Genomic DNA, 17505 nt, shown 5'->3' on the forward strand with positions numbered 1-17505 from the left:
CGGCATCGCCCCGGCTTGAAGTAACCACGCCCGAGCCAGGTCGACCCCCACTCCGTCTCGGCTTCGCCGAGCCACCTCTCCCCCGATCGACGGGGGAGAGGAAAGGCGCGAACCTATCCCCAGGCTCCTAACTCGCCAGCCGGCTAACCATCTCATGCTGGGCATAGGCGCGGCCGAAGCGGTTGGCGAGGAAGGCGTCGAGCGCGATGTCTTCCTGCTTGACGAAGCCGGTCGCCGGCAGGCTGCCGTCGGCCAGCATGTCGAGCACGGCGCAGATGCCGGACGCGGTGGTGATCTGGATGGCGCTGCGCAGCTGGTTGCCAACGCGCTGCGAATAGATCTTGTTGGCGTAGGTTTCCTGCAGCAGGCGGCCGTTGCGGCGGCCGGACACGGTGACGAAGACGATGACCACGTCCTGCAGCGTCGCCGGCAGGGCGCTCTCGAAGATGTCCTTCAGCACGTCGCGGCGGTGGCGCAGGCCAAGGTCGTTGAGCAGCGCCTTCATGATCGCGGCGTGGCCGGGATAGCGGATGGTGCGGTAGTTCAGCGTGCGCACCTTGCCCTTCAGCGTCTCGGCCAGCGTGCCCAGGCCACCCGAGGTGTTGAAGGCCTCATAAGTGACGCCGTCGAGCGAGAACTCCTCGCGCTCTTCCAGCGGCGGCACTTCAATCAGCTCGCCCTCGACGATCGCCTCGCAAGGCTCGCAATATTCGTTGATGACGCCGTCGGTGCTCCAGGTCAGATTGTAGTTCAGCGCATTGGACGGGTATTGCGGCAGCGCGCCGACGCGCATGCGCACGCTTTCCAGCGTGTCGAAGCGGCTGGCGAGATCGTTGGCGACGATCGAGATGAAGCCTGGTGCCAGCCCGCATTGCGGGATGAAGGCACTCTTGCCCGAACGCGCCAATTCCTTGACGCGCCGGGTCGAGACGACATCCTCGGTCAGGTCGAGATAGTGCACGCCGGCGCTGGCCGCTGCTTCGGCGATGCGCGTGGTGAGGTGAAAGGGGGCGGCGCTGAGCACGGCAAACTTACCGGCGAGCGCTGCCTCAAGGGTGCCGACTGCGGCGATGTCGAGTTCGAGCGTCTCGACGCCGGCAGGCACTTCGGCCGCGGCAAGCTGCGCCGCCGAGCGGTCGACGAGGGTAACGTGGTAATCGCCCGTTGCAGCGAGCATCCCGGCGATGGTCGAGCCGATCTTGCCGGCGCCGACGATAACGATGTTGTTCATGGTCAAATACCCCTGCCAAATTCCAATTGACGGGAATCATCGCAGCTTGCCTGTCGAAAGGAAGCGTGAAATCTGGCAGAGTGAACCCTATCTTTAGCTGATCTGCCGAGAGGATTCGTCGAAATGCTCAGTGAAGCCGAACAAGCGCTGCTTTCCCTGTTGCGTTCCAACGCCCGCGCCTCGACGGCCGAGCTGGCACGGCAGCTCGGCGTGTCGCGCACGACGGTGCAGAGCCGGATCGAGCGGCTGGAACAGCGCGGCATCATATCAGGCTATGGCGTCAAGCTCTCCGCGGACTATGAGCAGGGGCTGGTCAAGGCACATGTGCTGCTTACCGTCACGCCGAAGCTTGCCGACAAGGTGGTGCGCGCCCTGCAGGCGCTGCCCCCCGTGCGGACGCTGCACTCCGTCAGCGGCAATTTCGACATGATCGTCATCGTCGACGCGCCGTCGATCCGCGACCTTGACGCGCTGCTCGACCAGATCGGCGCCATGGATGGAGTCGAGCGGACCTCGTCGTCGATCATCCTGTCGACGCGGATCGACCGCTGAGTGTCGGGCCGGCTGTGCGGGGCCGGGTCGTCCGTGAACAATTCACCCTTACTGATTTGTAAGAACCCGGCAAGGCGGCAGTATGATTGACGAGGCAGTGTCACGCCTGAACCGCTGCGGCTAAGACCGTCCCAAGCCGAAAGCCTGTCGTGTTCCGAGAGGTGGCTTTGTCCGTACCGCGCAATATTCCCGTCCGGGCTGGTCGGTGGATCTGGATCACGACCGGCATCGCGTTGCCGGCCATTGCCTTGCTGCTGATCGTCATGTCCGGAAACGAGCCGATGCCAGACTACGGCTCCCATCTGTTCTGGTTCTGGTAGCGCCCAGATGCAGTACGACGAGACCTGGCGAGGTGCCGGGGCTGCCACATGGCCCACATCCAGCGCGGCGCGCTCCTTTCCGACGCATCCCGTTTCCCAGATGGCGCTTCTCGTCGTTGGGTTCCTGATCTTCAGGATAGGGCTTGCGTCGGTCATCCCACTTTCGATTGACGAGGCCTACGCGGTCGTGGTGTCGCGTAGCCATTCGCTTTCCTATTTCGATCATCCTCCGATCGGCTTCGCGCTCGCCCGGTTCATGGCGGATGTTTCCGGCTGCGAATGCCGGCTTGTGCTGAGGCTTCCCTATGTGTTGCTCGGCTCTGCGTCGGCGTTGCTGCTGTTTGCGCTGACCCGATACGCCTATGGCGTCGTTGCCGCATTCTGGGCCGTGGCCTGGTATACGGTTGCCCCGTTCTTTCTTATCTCCGCTGGCCATTTCGTCGTTCCCGACGGACCGCTTGATTTCTTTCTGCTGGCCGCCGCCTGCCTGGCCGCGCCGATGCTTCTCGGCGCTGAACCGCGTTTTGCGTTCCTGCGCTGGTGCGCGGCCGGCGTGGCGCTCGGGCTGGCGCTGATGTCGAAATATCAGGCCGGTCTGTTCTGCATCTCGGCGCCGCTGGTCCTGCTGTTGACGAAACCCGGCCGAGCCCAGCTTCGGACTGCAGGGCCATGGGTGGCCGGGGCCATCGCGGCACTTGGTCTGCTGCCGGTCGTAATATGGAACATGGATCATGGCTGGATTTCGCTGGCATTCCAGTCCGGGCGGGGTACGGCCAATGACGGCCATCTCCTGCATCCCGGCAACCTAGTCGTCATGTTGCTCGGCCAGGCGCTGTATGTTTGGCCGCCGATCTGGGCGGTCGCCATGGCGTGCCTGTGGCGAGGCGCCTGGGGCGGCACGGCAACAGATCGCCTCTTCGTGCTGCTTTCGGCGGTACCTGTCGTGTTCTTCGACCTGATCGCCCTGTTCAGTGCCCACTCGCTGCCGCACTGGTCGATGAGTGGCTTCCTGTTTGCCTTTCCGCTCGTCGGTCAATGGTGCGGCGCATTTTCATTGCGCAGGCCAAGACTGCTCGTGGTGTCCATCGTCGTCGCCGCTACCGTCGTTCCACTTCTGGCCACTGGGTTTGCGGTGCAGGCGACAACCGGCGCGTTGACCAGGCCCTTTTTCCCGAGGGCGCCGAAGTTCGACGTCAACTGGCAGCTCGTCGATTGGTCGGCGCTGACGGACAGCAAGGTTGCCGACGAGATCAGGCGCGCCAACGGATATGTCGTTGCCTCGAACTGGATGCAGGCGGCCAAGCTGTCCTACGAACTTGGCCCGGACATTCCGATCGAGGTGCTTCCTGGAGACCCGCGCCATTTCCAGTTCATGGACAACAGCCGTCTCGCCAGCCAAACCACCGGCTTTTTCATCGCCGCCATGAATTTCCGCGACGACGAGGCCGCTCAGGAAAAAGCCTATCGCGACAATCTCGGCGGCCTGTTTGTCGTCGTCGGCGACGCCCGGCGCATAACGCAACGGATCTCCGGATTTCCGGTCTTCGACATGCTGATCCTGCCGGTGACGCGCGTGGGGCAGCCGCAGGCCAATGTCCAGCCTGCACAAGCCGGGGGACAGCAATGAGCCAGGCGGCCTCCCAGCACGGCGCCGTGGCGTTGGCAACGGACAGCGCGTTTCCCGCCATCACCGGGCATGGCGGCGCGGAATTGACCATCGTCGTTCCAACGCTGAACGAGCGGGCCAATATCGGCCTGCTGGTGGCCCGGCTGCGGCAATCGCTTGCCAACATCGAATGGGAAGTGGTCTTTGTCGACGATGATTCGAAGGACGGCACGATCCTGGCGGTCCGCGACATTGCCGCCGCCGATCACCGTGTTCGCGGCATCAGGCGCATCGCCCGCCGCGGCCTTGCCGGCGCCTGCCTCGAAGGCATCCTGTCGAGCTCGGCGCCGATCGTTGCCGTGATGGACGGAGACCTGCAGCACGACGAAACACGCCTGTCCGCCATGTTCGAGATCCTGCAACGCGGCGAGGCCGACCTGGTGATTGCCAGCCGGTACGGGGACGACGGCAGTGCCCAAGGCGGATTTAGCAGGCTGCGGTCGAGGGTCAGCCGGCTGGCGACGCGTCTTGCGCGCCTGCTTTTGAGAACGCCGGTCGATGATCCGATGAGCGGGTTCTTCATGCTGCGCAGGGAAATCGTCGACGTGGTGGCGCCCCGGCTGTCGCGGCAAGGTTTCAAGATCCTGCTCGACATTGTCGCGTCTTCGCCAACCGCCATCAGGATCAGGGAAATCCCCTACGTGTTTGGCCCGCGCCTGCACGGACAGAGCAAGCTCGACTCCTTGGTCGCACTTGAATATGCCGGCCTGCTGGTCGCGAAAATGTCGGGAGACCTGATCTCGACGCGCTTCCTCGCCTTCGGCCTGGTCGGATCCGCCGGCGTTGTCGTCCATCTCTCGGTCCTGCATGCATTGCTGCCGCACGGGCTGTCGTTTGCCGTCGCCCAGACAGCTGCCATGTTCACGGCGATGGCCTTCAACTACACGCTGAACAACGCCTTCACTTATCGCGACCAGCGCCGGCGCGGTTGGCGATTTTTGACCGGGTTGCTGATGTTCGCGGCGCTGTGCAGCTTTGGTGTCGTGGCAGGTGTCGGCGTGTCGACGCTTCTGTACAGCGGTCACTCACGCTGGTGGGTCGCCGGCCTTGCCGGCGCTGTCGTCGGCTCGGCGTGGAACTACATCACCAATTCCGCCATCACTTGGCGCCGCCAGTAGGAGAGACCGACCGCGCATGTATGAATTCGACGCCGCGATCACCGCCTGGATAAACACGTGGGCCGGACACGCTCCGACCATCGATCCCGTGATGATCGGGATCTCGACGGCAGGCGTGCCGCTGCTGGTGCTGGCAGTCCTGGCGCAGTGGTGGGTACCGCGCGCCGATCCGGCCGTCCGTCACGTCCTGATAGCGGCCGGCCTTTCGTTCCTTATCGGGCTTGGCATCAACCAGCTGATCCTGCTGTTCGTGCAACGAGCCCGCCCTTACGAAGCGCATGTCACGCACCTGATCATCGACAGGACCGTCGATTTCTCGTTTCCGTCCGATCATTCGACGGCAAGTTTTGCCATCGCGGCCGCCTTCCTTGTCCACGGCCTGTCCCGGCGCGGGGTGTGCTTCCTGGCGGCCGCGTTGCTGGTTGGGCTGTCGCGCGTCTATCTCGGAACCCATTATGTCAGCGATGTTCTCGGTGGTGCCGTGACCGGCTTTCTGGCGGCGGCGCTGGTTCGCCTCGCGTACCGGGAAAACACCCGGCTCGATCGCCTGATCACCGGAATACTTTGAAGACGCCGAACCCACCGACAGCGGTCGAGATCGCTGCCGGCGGGCCTCGGCCTTATGCGCGTTTCCTGGAATTGCTCCAGGTGGCGGCTATTTAGCCGGCTGGATGCTCGATGCCGCCAGCTTGCCGGCCTTGGTCGAATAGGTCACGACCACCTTCTCACCAACCTTCAGCGTCTCGGCTTCGATACCTTCCGGCAAGACGAAGGTCTTGCCGTCGGAAAGCGTGATCGAGTCGCCCTTCTTGTCAATGCTGGCAATGGTGCCGGTGGCCGCCTTGGCGAAAGCACCGGTCGAGGATAGGACGGCGAGTGCCATTGCGGCTGCGATAGCTGACTTCTTCATGGTCTTTTTCCCGTTTCACTTGGTTGTGGAGCCGCTGGCTATCGGCCTGGAGCGGCTCCGGTATCCGGGCCGTTTGGCCGCCGGATCTGTCTCTTTGTCTTGACGCGACTCCTCAGGGAAAGCGCTACGCGCTTTTCCTGGAATTGCTCCAGCAAGAGACAAAACGAGCCTAGGCCGTGGAGTTGTCGATGGGCTGGCCGCAAGTTTACAAATAGGTAAATCGACGTCTGGCCTCACAAGTCGCGCAGCTGTTCCGCTGCCTGTCCCGCCGATGGCCTGGCGGACCAAACGGCGGCCGCCACCGAAGCGGCGACGAGACCGAGCATGACTGCCAGGTAAAGCCAGGGGATCGACAGTGCTTCGGGTGGCGGATCGAAAACGCCGGTCAACAGCTTGACCAGCATCCATGCCGTCAGCAGGCCCGAAAGCAGGCCGAACGTCATGCCGCCAACGAGGATCAGCAGACCTTCGCTCCAGAGGAAAGCCGCGAGCTGGCGCGGTTTGGCGCCGATCGCGGCGAGGATGGCGAAAGGCCGGCGACGCTCGAAGAACCCCAGGGCCAGCATCAGCCCGGCGGCGGCCGCGGCCATGACGACCGCGAAGCCCAGCTCGATTGTCGTCAATCCGCCGAGATCGACCGCGGTCAGGCTCGAGCCGATGAGACGTGCCGCCTGGCCGATATCGGCCACCTTCAGTGACGGATCGGAAGTCAGCGCCGACGAAACCTGCCGGGCCAATGCGGCAGGATCGGCCCTGGCCCGCATGAGCACGTATTCGGACGCATCGGAGCCGGTCATGCGGGCCACATAGGCCGAGTTGGCGACGAGGAAGGAATCCTTTGGCGCGGTCGGAAATTCGCGGGCGACGCCGATGAACTTGAAGGCCACGGGATGATACTGGTGATCCCTGGCATCGATAAGCCGCAGGTTGATCGTATCGCCCTGCTGGAGCTGGAAATCCTGTACGGTCTCTTCCGACACCAGGACGCCGTCCGGCGTCGCGGCGAGCAGGGCGAGCGTGCCGGCCGCGCTGGCGCCACTGAAATAGGCATCGGAAAGACCGGTGGCGCGCCCGATGCGGCCGGGATCGATGCCGTAGAGGTCCTGCAGGTCCGCGCCGACATAGGCGAAGCGATGTTGCATCGGCTCGGCCGCCGCCGTTTCGGGCAGTGAGGCCAGAGCCGCAAGGTGGGCTCCGGCCGGTCTGTCCATCGTGCCGAAGACAGTGACATCGGAGCCGTTCGTCAGCTCGGCGTCAATGCGCGCCTGGGCATTGTAGGTGGTGTTGAAGATGGCGGTCGACGTGGCGAAAGAGATGGCCAGCGCGGTCATCGCAATGCCGATCGTCAGCCGCCCCGCTTGCCGCGACAGGGCGGCCGATACAACGGGCGCCAGCGGTCCCGATGCCGGGGCAATAATCATTCGCAGGACCGCGCCATTGCGCGCGATGATCGCGGTCGACAGCCTGATCGTCAGCAATGCCATGCCCAGCCAGAACAAGGCCGGCGCGATGAATGCCTTGTAGTCCACCGATGTCGCCGCCACGCCTTCGGGCGCAAGCACGATCTGGTATCCGGTGCTCGCCGATTGCCAGAAGAACAATCCCGCCGCCGCAAGCAGCAGGATGTCCAGCCACAAGCGCTGCCAGAGCGGCGCGCTCGGCCGGCTCACGGTGCGCCGCGCCGCGGTCACGGTCGCCCAGCGCGCGTCCCGCCAGGCTGGGTAGAGAAAGGCGATGAACCCGACCAGCAGCCCGAAGATGGCGACAAGAAGCAGCGTCGGTCCGTCGACGCCAAGCGCGGCCTCGAGGCCCGGAGCGAGGATGGCAAGCAGCGATGCCGCGGCCATGCCGATCGCGGTGCCTCCGATGGCGGCGACGGCGGCTTCCGTGGCTGACAGGAACAGGATGGCTTTGACCGTCGCGCCGCGGACGCGAAGCAGCGCCTGTTCCGTGCGCCGGCGTGCCGCACCGGACGCGGTGACGGCAAAGGTAAGCGCAACCGCCAGCGCGACGCCCGGCAGCCCGAGAAACAGGAACAGGACAGAGGCGTACAGCGCATCCTCGCGGACCGCCCCGAGGCGTGACCCGAGATTGTCGGCCACCAGGGCCTGACCGGCGACCCGCGCCTCAAGATTGTGCTGGGCGGCGGTGACAAAACTATAGGCGGTGACGGGATCCGGCGGCAGCGCTTCGTGGGCAAGCCGCACATGCAATTGCAGCCGGGTGGTGTCGGGGCGCGCCTTCTGCTGCGGATCGAACAATTGCCGCCAGGCTTCCTGCGGCAGGATGAGGACATTGTCGGGCGGTGCCTGCGGTGCGGCCTGGGGCGGCAGGCCGACAGCCTGGAACAGGGCGTCGGCGTCCGGGAGGTCGACCACGCCGGCAATCCTGATCTCCGCCGGCGGCAGGCCCACCCGCTGGATCGAGACAGCGTCGCCGGGACCGACATGGAGGTTGGCGGCTGTCTGCTGGGCAATCAGCGCGCCGTCGAGGGTGCCGGAAAGCGAGCGGATTTCCGCCGGGAAATCGCTGGAATACCGGCTGTCGAAAGCAACGGCCTGGCCTGGCCCCGTGGTCTGGGTCGTGCCGGCGGTTTGAGCCTCGAAACCGGCGACATCGGCATAGCGGACCTGATGCACGGCCTTGACCGGAGCAGCTTCGCTCAGCGCCTTGCCGACGAGGTCCGGATCGGCACCGGAAATCACTTGCACCTGCCAGTCGATTGGAACCGCCGACCCTGCGCGGGCGGTCATCGATGCCCCGGCGTTGGCGAGGAAGAGCGCCATCGCGGCGAGCAGAGCGACCGTCAGCGCGATGCCGGCGGCCGCACCAGCCACGCGCAGGAAACGGCGGGCAAGCACACCACGAATCCACAACAGGGTGATCATGCGGCAGCCGCCCCTGGCCGATGCCGGGTGGTGAGCCGGCCGTGATCCATCGCCCAGCGCGTCGCCATGCGGTTGGCCACGGCTTCGTCATGTGTGGCAACGACCAGGGCGATGTCGGTGCCTTCCAGGCGGTCGAACACGGCGTCGAAGAAGCGCAGCGCCGTTCGGCTGTCCAGCTGCCCGGTCGGCTCATCGGCAAGTACAAGCTTCGGACCCATAACCAGAGCGCGCGCCATGGCAATACGCTGGGCCTGGCCGCCGGACAGTTCCTCCGGCAGCTTGTTGCCGAGTTCGCCGAGACCGAACGATTGCAGAAGTGATGCCCCGATGTCGTTGGCGCCGACATTCTCGCCGGCCAGCAGCATGGGCAGGCCGACATTCTGGACAGCGGTGAGGGCAGGAAACAGGCTGGGCGACTGGAATACGAAGCCGATCTGGCGCGGCCTCAGAGTCTCGAATGAACCGAGCCCGGGCCATTCGACGCTACCCGCCGTCGGCCGGTCGAGGCCGCCAAGAATATGCAGCAGTGTCGTCTTGCCGCTACCCGAAGGTCCGACGAGAGCGATGCGCGCGCCCGACGCGATCTCACAGTCGACATCGCGCAGCACGCTGATCCGGCCGGCGTTGCCATCCCGGAAGTCTCGCCCGAGGCCTTTTGCGACGACGAGCGTTTCAGCCACGGGCGATCCTCCCATCCTTCAGCCTGATGATGCGATCGGCCCTCTGCGCCAGCACCTTGCTGTGGGTGGCCAGCAGCGTTGCCAGTCCGGCGTCGCGCCTCGCCTCGAAATGAGCGATCAGCCGGGATTCGGTCTCGCTATCAACCTCCGCGGTCGGCTCGTCGGCAATCAGGATCGGCGGATCGGCGGCCAGCGCCACGGCAAGGCCGGCGCGCGCGGTCTCGCCGCCGGACAGCTCGGTCGGAAAAGCGCGGGCGCGATGCGAAAGGCCGACACTTTCCAGCAGGCTGGCCATTCGCCGGTCGTCCGGCTTGTTCGCCAGCAGCATCTGCATTCGAAGGTTCTGCTCGACGTTCAGGTGACCGAACAGGTTTCCCGACTGCAGCAGAATGCCGAAGCTGGCGGCGCGAACGCGCGTGCGATGCGCTTCCGGTCGCCGCGTCAGCCGGACGCCGGCCACCTCGACATAGCCGCCATCCGGTTCATCGAGGCCGGTCACGCAGGCCAGCAAGGTGGATTTGCCGCTGCCGGATGGCCCGACCAGGGCGACGATCTCGCCGGCGGCGACATGGAAACTGACGCCTCGCAAGGCGGCTGTCTCGTCGTCACCGATATGGAAAAAGCGATAGATCTCATGCGCGTCCAACGCGTGCATCTCATTTCCACCGGAACGAGCTGGACATCAGTTGCCATTGATCGACATTGTCGGCGCCCTTGGGTGCATAAAGTTCGAGCGCGACGAGCTTGCCGTCCTTGAAATAGAGGTAGCGTTCGTTTTCGAGGCGAACCTGCCGGTTGGTTACCGCGTTCGGCTCGGAGTTCGAGGTGTAGACGATGCGGATCGCGGTGCCGGCCGGCAGCTTGACCTGCTTGACCGCGCTGACCTGCACGGCGCGTCCGATGGCCTTGAGCTTGGCGACATAGTCCGCCTTGGCGCTGTCGACGGTCGGCGCGGCATCCGCCTTGGAAACCGAGACCACGACGCCGTCCAGCTTGTCGACGAAGCTGGCGCCGTCGGCACGGTCCGACCGTGCCCAGCCCTCCGGCACCTTCAGGGTGAACCCTTCCGGCGAGGTATAGTCGATGAACACCTGCGAATCGGGAATGTCGCCCGGAGGGTTCTTTTCCGGTTGCACAGGTTTCTCGGCGGCCGAGGCCGGCAAACTGCCAAGCACCGGAACCATGACAGCTGTCGTGCCCAGGCACGCCGCGACGGCGAGAACGGGTAAGACGCCGATGATTTTCCGAAAGTGGGTTTTCATTTTCCGCGGCCTTTCAATGGAAGGTTAGGTCCATTCAGTATGCCGCCGCAAGCTTACGGGCGGGTCGCCAACCTCATACGCTTTTGTAAGCTATTGGCGCTTTGGTGCGCTTTTGGCTCGGGCCTTCGGCGACTATGACGCCGGCGATCTTACCAGCGGAAAGCTCACCACCACGGCGAGGCCGGGCTGACAATCGTCAAGCGCGATGGATGCCCCGTGCAGATCGGCAATGGCCCTGACAAGGCTGAGGCCAAGGCCGTTGCCCGGCGTGGAGCGGCTGTGATCCAGCCGGTAGAGCCGCTGAAACACCCGTTCGCGCTCGTCCGGAGGAATGCCAGGTCCGTTGTCGGCGACGCTGGCGAGGACACGCTCGCCCCGACGCGTCACCGACAGTTTGATGGTCGTGCCGGGCGGGCAATGGCGCAGCGCATTCTCGACCAGATTGGCGAACATCTGCGTCAACAGTTCCCGGTCGCCGTGGATCCGGTCCGCCGTTTCGTTCAGTTGGGCGGGTGACAGCACCTTTCCGTCGTCCTCGGCAACGTCGGTGTAGATCTCGGCAATGATTTGCAGGATCTCGTCGAGGTCGAGATCGGTAAAGCGTGCCTTGCGCGCACCGGCCTCGATCTGCGCGATCCGCAACAGCGCATCGAAGGTCTCGTTGATCTGATAGCCCTCGGCACGCGCATCGGCCAGATCGTCGGAGACGTCCTGATCCCCCGCGGCCTTGTCGGCGGCGCCTTCCAGGATCATCTGCAGGCGATTGAGCGGCGTTTTCAGGTCGTGTGCGATGTTGGCGCTGACCTGTTTCATGCCGTCGACCAGCGCCGACAGGCGGTCGAGCGCCGCATTGACCCGGCTGGAGACGACATCGATGTCGTCGCCATTGCCGGTCAGCGGAATGCGGGTATCCAGCCGTCCATGCGAGACATCAACCATGGTGGCAGCGATGCCGTCGAGGCGGCGCTGGACGCGGGAGGCGAGCAGGGCGCCGCCGGCGATCGCCAGCCCGGTGATGATCAGCGTTCCCCAGCCGAAGCTCATCAGCACCACCTTTTCCAGCTCTTCTGTCTCGGAAAGGCTGAAAGCGATCGTGAGGTTGTTGCCGCCGATCGAGCCGGAAAAGGCTCTATACGCTGAGCCCGAAGGCACACCGGGCATTTCGGCATCGAACATCGAGAAGCCGTCGGGAAGCCCGGCCGCGGTGAAGTTGCCGGCCAGATGCTTTCCCGCAGCGTCGGTCAATGAAAAGAGCTGTTCCTTCTTGGGGCTGAGCTGCGAATGGCTTTCGACCGTGGAAACCAGATCCTCGATATCGCTCTCGGTATAGGTCGCCGTTACGATCGAGTAGGTTTCCCTAATGGTTTCGTCCAGCCGCTCGGCAAGATCGGCGCTCATCATCCGGTAGACGATGGCACCCGAAAGCACGAAGGCCAGCACGAACAGGAAGGCGAACGTCAAGGCGAGCCGGAATGGCGTGCTGCGCAGCAGGGGCGTCCATGTTGCGATCATGACGCAAGCGGTGCGTGCAGGCTGTAGCCGGTGTTGCGGACGGTGTGGATGAGCTGGGTTTCGAACGGCTTGTCGATCTTGGCCCGCAGCCGGCTGATATGGGTCTCGACGACGCTGGTCTTGGGATCGAAATGAAAGTCCCAGACGCGCTCCAGAAGCATGGTGCGGGTGATCACCCGGCCTTCGCCGCGCATCAGCACCTCCAGCAGGCTGAATTCCCTGGGCTGCAGGTCGATCGGCTGACCCTGCCGCGTAACGCGCCGCATGATGAGGTCCATCTCGAGGTCGCCGACCCGCAGGACGGTCTTCTGCTCCAGCGCCGCCGGCCGGCGGCCAAGCGCGTTTATACGGGCGAGAAGCTCCGAAAAGGCAAAGGGCTTGACCAGGTAGTCGTCGCCGCCGGCTTCCAGTCCCTCGACGCGGTCGTCGACGCCGCCGACGGAGGTGAGAAAGATGACCGGCGTCCGCACGCCTGCCGCACGGACCGCCTTGACCATCGACAGGCCGTCGAGGCCCGGGATCATGCGATCGGCTATGATCACGTCATAGCCGCCACTGGTCGCCGCGAAAAGCGCGTCATGTCCGTTGCGCAGGAGGTCGCAGACATGGCCTGCCTCGGTCAATCCCCTGACGATGTAGTCGGCGGTCCTTTGGTCGTCCTCGACGAGAAGAAGTCGCATGGGTGTTCCGGTTGATTGCCGATATCGGGGATAGGCTATCACCGGCAGGGGTCCATTCCTAGGATGGCACAAACCTTCGTCATCCCAGGGCGGAGCAGGAGCGAAGCTCCGTCGCGGAGACCCTGGGATCCATGCCGCGACCTTGGCCGAAGAGTGCAGCGGAGCAGAATTCTGCACCGCAGCATCGCTTTGACGTCACGGCATGGATCCTCGAGTCTGCGCCGCGTCGCTACGCTCCTTGCTCCGCCCGCGGATGACGAAGCCAAGGTTCTAGTCTGATTCCAGCAGGATCTCGTCAGCCTCGCCGGCCGTTCTCTTCAGCGTCATGTAGAGAACCAGGGCGACGATGCAGCCGAGGAAGATCATGCTGGTGAAGGTGGTGCCGAAACCGAGGCCGCCATATTCGACCGGCTGCGACAGCAGATCGCCGAAGGAGGCGCCGAGCGGCCGCGTCAGGATATAGGCCAGCCAGAAGGCCAGGATGGCGTCCAGATTGACGAGATAATAGGCGAGCGCGATAAGCGCGATCACGCCGCCGAACATGAGGCCCGACGTGAGATAGCCCATGTCGAAGCTCTCGGCGACAAGATCGCCGGCGGCGGTGCCGAGCGAGAAGGTGAAGAGGATCGCCAGCCAGTAGAAAATCTCGCGCCTGGTCGTGAAGATGGTGTGGATGGAAAGCGTCCGCTCGCTGGCGTACCAGAGCGCGAAGGTCGCCGCGAGCGCTACCGAGAAGGCTATCGTCGTGGTCTGCAGGCGCACGCCGAAATTGTCGACGAGGTTGTCGGTGATCAGCGTACCGACGACGCTGATCAGCACCACCGCCAGCCAGTAGGCCCACGGCACGTAGCGCTTCTGCGCGAACTGCAGGACAAGCGCAACGACCAGGACGCCGGTCATGATCAGCGAGGTGACGGTCAGGCCAAGCCCGAGGTTGACGGCGAGATAATCGGCCGCCGTTTCGCCCATGGTCACCGCCATCAGCTTGATCAGCCAGAAATCGACGGTGACATCCGGGACCCTGTTCTGGTCAGAGGCGGCGGGTTGCTTGTTGGTTGAGAGCATGGGCTGAAGTCCTGAGGTTGATGGTTGCGGCGGGATGAAGGCGTATCGCGAGGGATTGATGCGATCCGCCCTCTATTCATGCATGTCATGTCTCAATCGCTGCACACCCTCGGGTAGGGCCCGAGGGTGCTTTGGACGGCATGGATTACTTGCCCATGACTTTCATGGCCTGGGCGAAGAAGTCGTTGGCGCGCTTGTCGTCATCCGCATTGCAGCGTTCGATGCCCTTGGTTTCCAGCTCCGAGACCTTGTTCTTGTCGGCGTCGTTGAGCTTGGCTGTCGCTTCAGCGGCTCGAAGGGCCTTCAAACTGTCCTCACAAGCGGGGGCCGCATAAACGGTGGAAATCGAGGCCGAGACAGCGAGGGTGCCCACTGCGACGGCAAGTGCAAATCTTCTCATGAAACCGTTCCCTATCTGATGCCGGTGGTCAGGCCGCCGGAATTGAAGCCGACCCCTAATTGGCGGGCCGGCATCCGAACGATAGGGAAGCGACTTCACTCCAGCCTGTCCCGCGGCATACAATTTCGTAAGAATGGGCGTAGGCCGCACAAAAGGCCTTTACGAACCTCTTGCGCTGCGCTGATAGAAGCCACGGCCTTGTATCCGCCATCAATGGCGTGCCCCAGTGCCCGAACCTGCAATCCGTGCGCCAGGAAAACACGAATGACCTACGCTTCCCTCAAGCCGGTTTCGAAGGCGTTCGTCCAACGCAAGCGGCTGATCTTCGTGCGGGTGGCGGCGGTGCTGGCGGTGCTGCTCCTGTTCCTCACCAAGCCGGCGCTTGCCGAGGGCTCGGACGGGCATGAAGCGCTCGAATTCTTCGGCTTCTGCCTGGTGCTCGCCTGCGTTGCCGGCCGGCTCTGGAGCATCCTCTATGTCGGTGGCAAGAAGAATGAGGAGCTGGTTTCGACGGGACCGTTTTCGATGAGCCAGAACCCGCTCTATTTCTTCTCGACGGTCGGCGCGGTCGGCATCGGTCTGCTCTATGGCTCGCTGGTGGCGGCTGCCGTCCTTGGCGTTGCCAGCTTTCTCATCTTCCGCGTCACGGCGCGCAAGGAAGCCGAATATCTCCTGGGCAAGTTCGGCCCGGCCTATACCGCCTATATCCAGGCGACGCCGCGATTCTGGCCGAACCCGCTGCTCTACCGCGACAATGACGAGCTGCAGTTCTCGACGCGGGCGCTCAAGCGCACCTTCTTCGACGGGCTCTATTTCCTCGCCATCTTCCCGGCCATCGAGCTGATCGAGTATTTCCGGCAGACGGGCCTGCTGTTCCCGGCCTTCATCACGCTCTACTGATCAGCCGGCTAATCGGCGCAGGGGACGTCATGCCATGCGCTGGAAGTCTGCCGGCGCCATGATGTGCTCACCATCTCGCATGACCGGTTTCCGACGCAACGGCGCGATCTTTGCCTCGGAGCCGGTCTATGGCATCGTGCCGGACATGATCACCTGCGCCAAGCGGCTGACATCGCGCTATGTGCCGCTGGGCGTGGTGTGTCGGTCTCTGACCGCCACTGCCGACGGATCGCGCAGAAGACGAGGGCCGGCCGGTTTCGAACGGAGATGACCCCATGCCAGCTTCGCTGCTGACCAGCAGGGCCCGTGTGACAGTCTTCACAGCCGAAGATGCATCCGTCTGGGCGGGCCTGATGGCGGCGGTGCCGGCTGAGATGGCGATTGTCTGGCCGCCCTGCAAAAAATCGCCGGCGTCACCGGCGTGGCGCAATACCGCGACGGTCGCCCGAGGCGATCTTGATCGGCCAGCGCCGGCCGGCGGCGGCGATGATGCGCATCGCTTTGTCCTGGTCCGCTGCCGGCTTCATCGCGGCCGACGGCCCGCGCCTGCTGGAGGCGCTGGAGAAGGAGGCGCTTGCGCAAGATGTGCTCTGCCTGCGCGCCGACGAGGACACGGTGCTGCGCATCGGCGGCCAGTGGGAGAGCCGGGACGGGTTTCTGCAGCGCTGGATCGGCATCGAGCCGACCCGCCTGCAGGAGCGGCTACCGCCATCCTGGCCACAGACGGCGGGCTTCACCTGCGGGCCGTCGGCGCTGGCCATGGCGATGGCCGGCCTCGACCCGGCCTTGCTGCCGGACCGGGCGCTGGAGGTCGAGCTCTGGCGTGAAGCCACCACCATCATCGGCCCGAGCGGCCCGGGCGGCTGCGACCCCTATGGGCTGGCGCTGGCGGCGCACCGGCGCGGGCTGCGGACCGAAGTGTTCATGAGCAGTGCCGAGCCGATCTTCCTCGATCGCGCCGCCTCGGAGGAAAGGCGCGGCCTGATGAGCTTCGTGCAGGCCGGTTTCAAGCGCGCGGTCGAAGCCGCGTCAGTGCCGATCGAGACGCGCGCCTTTGCCATCGAAGAGATCGCCCGGGCACTCGATCGCGGCTTCTCGGCGCTGGTGCTGATCGATCAGGCACCGATGATGGGCTACACCTGCCCGCATTGGGTGCTCGTCCACGGCCATGGCGGTGGGGTCTATTTCATCAACGACCCGTGGATCGAGCCCGACCGTCTCGAACAGAAGATGGATGTTGTCGACCTTCCGGTGATGGCGGCGGAGCTCGACCAGATGGCCTGGTATGGCAATCCGGCCTACAGGGCCGCGGTGCTGGTTGGGCGATAACGTTCGGGGGATTAGCGACGGCTTCCCACCGCTTCGTCATCCATGGGCGGAGCAAGGAGCGCAGCGACGCAGCGCAGACCCCAGGATCCATGCCGGGACTCCAACGCGCCGCCACGGTGCAGAATCCTGCTCCGCTGCACTCCACGGCTGAGGTCGCGGCATGGATCCTCGGGTCTCCGCGACGCCGCTATGCGGCTGCTCCGCCCGTGGATGACGAAGTCGGGAGGGCCTCAGCCAATCCCGAACGTCCATGATAAGCCGACGAACGAACGACGGAATCCCGCTAGCACAGCCTTCAACCCATCCCTACTATGGCGCACCTAGCCTCCCAGCGGATACGGCATATAACCGACGAAGCCGGCAATCTTCCAGCTGCCTTCGACCTTCCTGCAGAAATACAGCGTCTGCCATTTCAGCCGGTCGACGCTGCCATCCGCCTTGGCAACTGTGCCGTCGAACTTCTTGTGCAGCACGGCGCGGTCGCCGTCGACATCGATGTCGCGCAGATTGGTGACGCGAAAAATCGCCTCGCGCAGCGGCTCGGCGAATTTGGTCGCCGCCGTCTCCCTGGCCTGGCGCAGCCATTCGTCGCGATAGATTTCCAGCCGGGGGAATTGCAGCCGCCAGGCGTCGGCATTGGCGAGAAAATGCGCATGCATGCCGAAGAAGCTTTCAGCGATGAAATCGTTCTCGACCATCGACCAGTCCTGGCCGATGAAGGCGTCGATGTCGCGGCGCACCAGCATCTCCCACAGCGCGTGGCGGTCGGCGTCGCCGGAAGGAAACGGATTCTTGTCGAAGGTCATTCTCGGTCTCTCCGGTCTTGCACAGGCATCGGTTCGTGGCGGCTTGAAAGCCGTCCGGCAGGCGCGCACGATGCAAGCGCTCTTGTAATAAAGCAACACGAATTTCGAAGAATGTTGCTTTCCAACAAAGGCCCTATCGGGACCGCTCCGATCGCGGTAAATCTGCGCCGAAGCGGGCCCTGCCCG

General features: G+C 64.3%; 19 protein-coding genes. 8 read left to right on the top strand and 11 right to left on the bottom strand.

What is annotated here, in order from left to right; all coding sequences use genetic code 11:
- Positions 1-127: 127 nt before the first annotated feature.
- Positions 128-1231 (bottom strand): saccharopine dehydrogenase family protein, encoded by a 1104-nt coding sequence (locus DBIPINDM_RS17680; RefSeq protein ID WP_258588443.1) that lies wholly within the window; start codon positions 1229-1231, stop codon positions 128-130.
- 123 nt (positions 1232-1354) lie between these two features.
- On the opposite strand from DBIPINDM_RS17680, the gene DBIPINDM_RS17685 reads away from it, so the two are divergent.
- From DBIPINDM_RS17685 to DBIPINDM_RS17705, 5 genes are all read left to right on the top strand, one after another.
- A complete protein-coding gene (locus DBIPINDM_RS17685) occupies positions 1355-1783 on the top strand; it encodes an Lrp/AsnC family transcriptional regulator (protein WP_183464419.1) in 429 nt (142 codons plus the stop codon).
- 167 nt (positions 1784-1950) lie between these two features.
- Positions 1951-2103 carry a hypothetical protein gene (locus DBIPINDM_RS17690; protein WP_258588444.1) on the top strand — a complete coding sequence of 51 codons (153 nt, stop codon included), beginning with the start codon at positions 1951-1953 and terminating at the stop codon, positions 2101-2103.
- 7 nt (positions 2104-2110) lie between these two features.
- A complete protein-coding gene (locus tag DBIPINDM_RS17695) occupies positions 2111-3730 on the top strand; it encodes an ArnT family glycosyltransferase (protein ID WP_258588445.1) in 1620 nt (539 codons plus the stop codon).
- Positions 3727-4887 (top strand): glycosyltransferase, encoded by a 1161-nt coding sequence (locus DBIPINDM_RS17700; protein ID WP_258588446.1) that lies wholly within the window; start codon positions 3727-3729, stop codon positions 4885-4887. The genes DBIPINDM_RS17695 and DBIPINDM_RS17700 overlap by 4 nt, the downstream gene beginning before the upstream one ends.
- A 16-nt stretch (positions 4888-4903) precedes the next feature.
- The gene (locus tag DBIPINDM_RS17705; RefSeq protein WP_258588447.1) at positions 4904-5455 is read left to right on the top strand and encodes a phosphatase PAP2 family protein; all 552 of its coding nucleotides are present in this window, start codon (positions 4904-4906) and stop codon (positions 5453-5455) included.
- A gap of 87 nt (positions 5456-5542) precedes the next feature.
- Here the strand turns inward: DBIPINDM_RS17705 and DBIPINDM_RS17710 are convergent, their stop codons facing one another.
- From DBIPINDM_RS17710 to DBIPINDM_RS17750, 9 genes are all read right to left on the bottom strand, one after another.
- On the bottom strand, positions 5543-5797 hold the full coding sequence (locus DBIPINDM_RS17710) for a DUF1344 domain-containing protein (protein WP_258588448.1): 255 nt from the start codon (positions 5795-5797) through the stop codon (positions 5543-5545).
- 233 nt (positions 5798-6030) lie between these two features.
- Positions 6031-8685 carry an ABC transporter permease gene (locus DBIPINDM_RS17715; protein WP_258588449.1) on the bottom strand — a complete coding sequence of 885 codons (2655 nt, stop codon included), beginning with the start codon at positions 8683-8685 and terminating at the stop codon, positions 6031-6033.
- On the bottom strand, positions 8682-9365 hold the full coding sequence (locus DBIPINDM_RS17720) for an ABC transporter ATP-binding protein (protein WP_258588450.1): 684 nt from the start codon (positions 9363-9365) through the stop codon (positions 8682-8684). The genes DBIPINDM_RS17715 and DBIPINDM_RS17720 overlap by 4 nt, the downstream gene beginning before the upstream one ends.
- The gene (locus tag DBIPINDM_RS17725; RefSeq protein WP_258588451.1) at positions 9358-10020 is read right to left on the bottom strand and encodes an ABC transporter ATP-binding protein; all 663 of its coding nucleotides are present in this window, start codon (positions 10018-10020) and stop codon (positions 9358-9360) included. The genes DBIPINDM_RS17720 and DBIPINDM_RS17725 overlap by 8 nt, the downstream gene beginning before the upstream one ends.
- Position 10021: 1 nt before the next feature.
- Positions 10022-10627 (bottom strand): hypothetical protein, encoded by a 606-nt coding sequence (locus DBIPINDM_RS17730; RefSeq protein WP_258588452.1) that lies wholly within the window; start codon positions 10625-10627, stop codon positions 10022-10024.
- Positions 10628-10759: 132 nt separating this feature from the next.
- Positions 10760-12139, bottom strand: a complete 1380-nt coding sequence (locus DBIPINDM_RS17735) for a sensor histidine kinase (RefSeq protein ID WP_258588453.1) — start codon at positions 12137-12139, stop codon at positions 10760-10762.
- Positions 12136-12819 (bottom strand): winged helix-turn-helix domain-containing protein, encoded by a 684-nt coding sequence (locus tag DBIPINDM_RS17740; protein ID WP_258588454.1) that lies wholly within the window; start codon positions 12817-12819, stop codon positions 12136-12138. Before DBIPINDM_RS17740 ends, DBIPINDM_RS17735 begins: the two co-directional genes overlap by 4 nt.
- Positions 12820-13089: 270 nt before the next feature.
- Positions 13090-13884: a hypothetical protein gene (locus DBIPINDM_RS17745; RefSeq protein WP_258588455.1), complete on the bottom strand. Its 795-nt coding sequence runs from the start codon at positions 13882-13884 to the stop codon at positions 13090-13092.
- A 145-nt stretch (positions 13885-14029) separates the two neighbouring features.
- A complete protein-coding gene (locus DBIPINDM_RS17750) occupies positions 14030-14284 on the bottom strand; it encodes a hypothetical protein (RefSeq protein ID WP_258588456.1) in 255 nt (84 codons plus the stop codon).
- 264 nt (positions 14285-14548) lie between these two features.
- Between DBIPINDM_RS17750 and DBIPINDM_RS17755 the strand changes: the two genes are divergently transcribed.
- The 3 genes from DBIPINDM_RS17755 to DBIPINDM_RS17765 all read left to right on the top strand — a co-directional run bounded on the left by DBIPINDM_RS17755 (position 14549) and on the right by DBIPINDM_RS17765 (position 16513).
- Positions 14549-15184 (top strand): methyltransferase family protein, encoded by a 636-nt coding sequence (locus DBIPINDM_RS17755; RefSeq protein ID WP_258588457.1) that lies wholly within the window; start codon positions 14549-14551, stop codon positions 15182-15184.
- Between the two features lie 34 nt (positions 15185-15218).
- On the top strand, positions 15219-15455 hold the full coding sequence (locus DBIPINDM_RS17760) for a hypothetical protein (protein WP_258588458.1): 237 nt from the start codon (positions 15219-15221) through the stop codon (positions 15453-15455).
- A 185-nt stretch (positions 15456-15640) separates the two neighbouring features.
- Positions 15641-16513: a peptidase C39 family protein gene (locus tag DBIPINDM_RS17765; protein WP_258588459.1), complete on the top strand. Its 873-nt coding sequence runs from the start codon at positions 15641-15643 to the stop codon at positions 16511-16513.
- Positions 16514-16833: 320 nt separating this feature from the next.
- On the opposite strand, the gene DBIPINDM_RS17770 is transcribed toward DBIPINDM_RS17765, so the two are convergent.
- The gene (locus DBIPINDM_RS17770; RefSeq protein ID WP_258588460.1) at positions 16834-17319 is read right to left on the bottom strand and encodes a hypothetical protein; all 486 of its coding nucleotides are present in this window, start codon (positions 17317-17319) and stop codon (positions 16834-16836) included.
- Positions 17320-17505: the final 186 nt, after the last annotated feature.

The sequence above is a fragment of the Mesorhizobium sp. AR02 genome (assembly GCF_024746835.1).
GTDB lineage: Bacteria > Pseudomonadota > Alphaproteobacteria > Rhizobiales > Rhizobiaceae > Mesorhizobium.

Bases quoted from the DNA above. Each gene is read 5' to 3' on its own strand.
- DBIPINDM_RS17680 (WP_258588443.1), bottom strand. From the start codon at position 1,231: ATGAACAACATCGTTATCGTCGGCGCCGGCAAGATCGGCTCGACCATC.
- DBIPINDM_RS17685 (WP_183464419.1), top strand. From the start codon at position 1,355: ATGCTCAGTGAAGCCGAACAAGCGCTGCTTTCCCTGTTGCGTTCCAAC.
- DBIPINDM_RS17695 (WP_258588445.1), top strand. From the start codon at position 2,111: ATGCAGTACGACGAGACCTGGCGAGGTGCCGGGGCTGCCACATGGCCC.
- DBIPINDM_RS17700 (WP_258588446.1), top strand. From the start codon at position 3,727: ATGAGCCAGGCGGCCTCCCAGCACGGCGCCGTGGCGTTGGCAACGGAC.
- DBIPINDM_RS17705 (WP_258588447.1), top strand. From the start codon at position 4,904: ATGTATGAATTCGACGCCGCGATCACCGCCTGGATAAACACGTGGGCC.
- DBIPINDM_RS17710 (WP_258588448.1), bottom strand. From the start codon at position 5,797: ATGAAGAAGTCAGCTATCGCAGCCGCAATGGCACTCGCCGTCCTATCC.
- DBIPINDM_RS17715 (WP_258588449.1), bottom strand. From the start codon at position 8,685: ATGATCACCCTGTTGTGGATTCGTGGTGTGCTTGCCCGCCGTTTCCTG.
- DBIPINDM_RS17725 (WP_258588451.1), bottom strand. From the start codon at position 10,020: ATGCACGCGTTGGACGCGCATGAGATCTATCGCTTTTTCCATATCGGT.
- DBIPINDM_RS17730 (WP_258588452.1), bottom strand. From the start codon at position 10,627: ATGAAAACCCACTTTCGGAAAATCATCGGCGTCTTACCCGTTCTCGCC.
- DBIPINDM_RS17735 (WP_258588453.1), bottom strand. From the start codon at position 12,139: ATGATCGCAACATGGACGCCCCTGCTGCGCAGCACGCCATTCCGGCTC.
- DBIPINDM_RS17740 (WP_258588454.1), bottom strand. From the start codon at position 12,819: ATGCGACTTCTTCTCGTCGAGGACGACCAAAGGACCGCCGACTACATC.
- DBIPINDM_RS17745 (WP_258588455.1), bottom strand. From the start codon at position 13,884: ATGCTCTCAACCAACAAGCAACCCGCCGCCTCTGACCAGAACAGGGTC.
- DBIPINDM_RS17750 (WP_258588456.1), bottom strand. From the start codon at position 14,284: ATGAGAAGATTTGCACTTGCCGTCGCAGTGGGCACCCTCGCTGTCTCG.
- DBIPINDM_RS17755 (WP_258588457.1), top strand. From the start codon at position 14,549: ATGACCTACGCTTCCCTCAAGCCGGTTTCGAAGGCGTTCGTCCAACGC.
- DBIPINDM_RS17760 (WP_258588458.1), top strand. From the start codon at position 15,219: ATGCGCTGGAAGTCTGCCGGCGCCATGATGTGCTCACCATCTCGCATG.
- DBIPINDM_RS17770 (WP_258588460.1), bottom strand. From the start codon at position 17,319: ATGACCTTCGACAAGAATCCGTTTCCTTCCGGCGACGCCGACCGCCAC.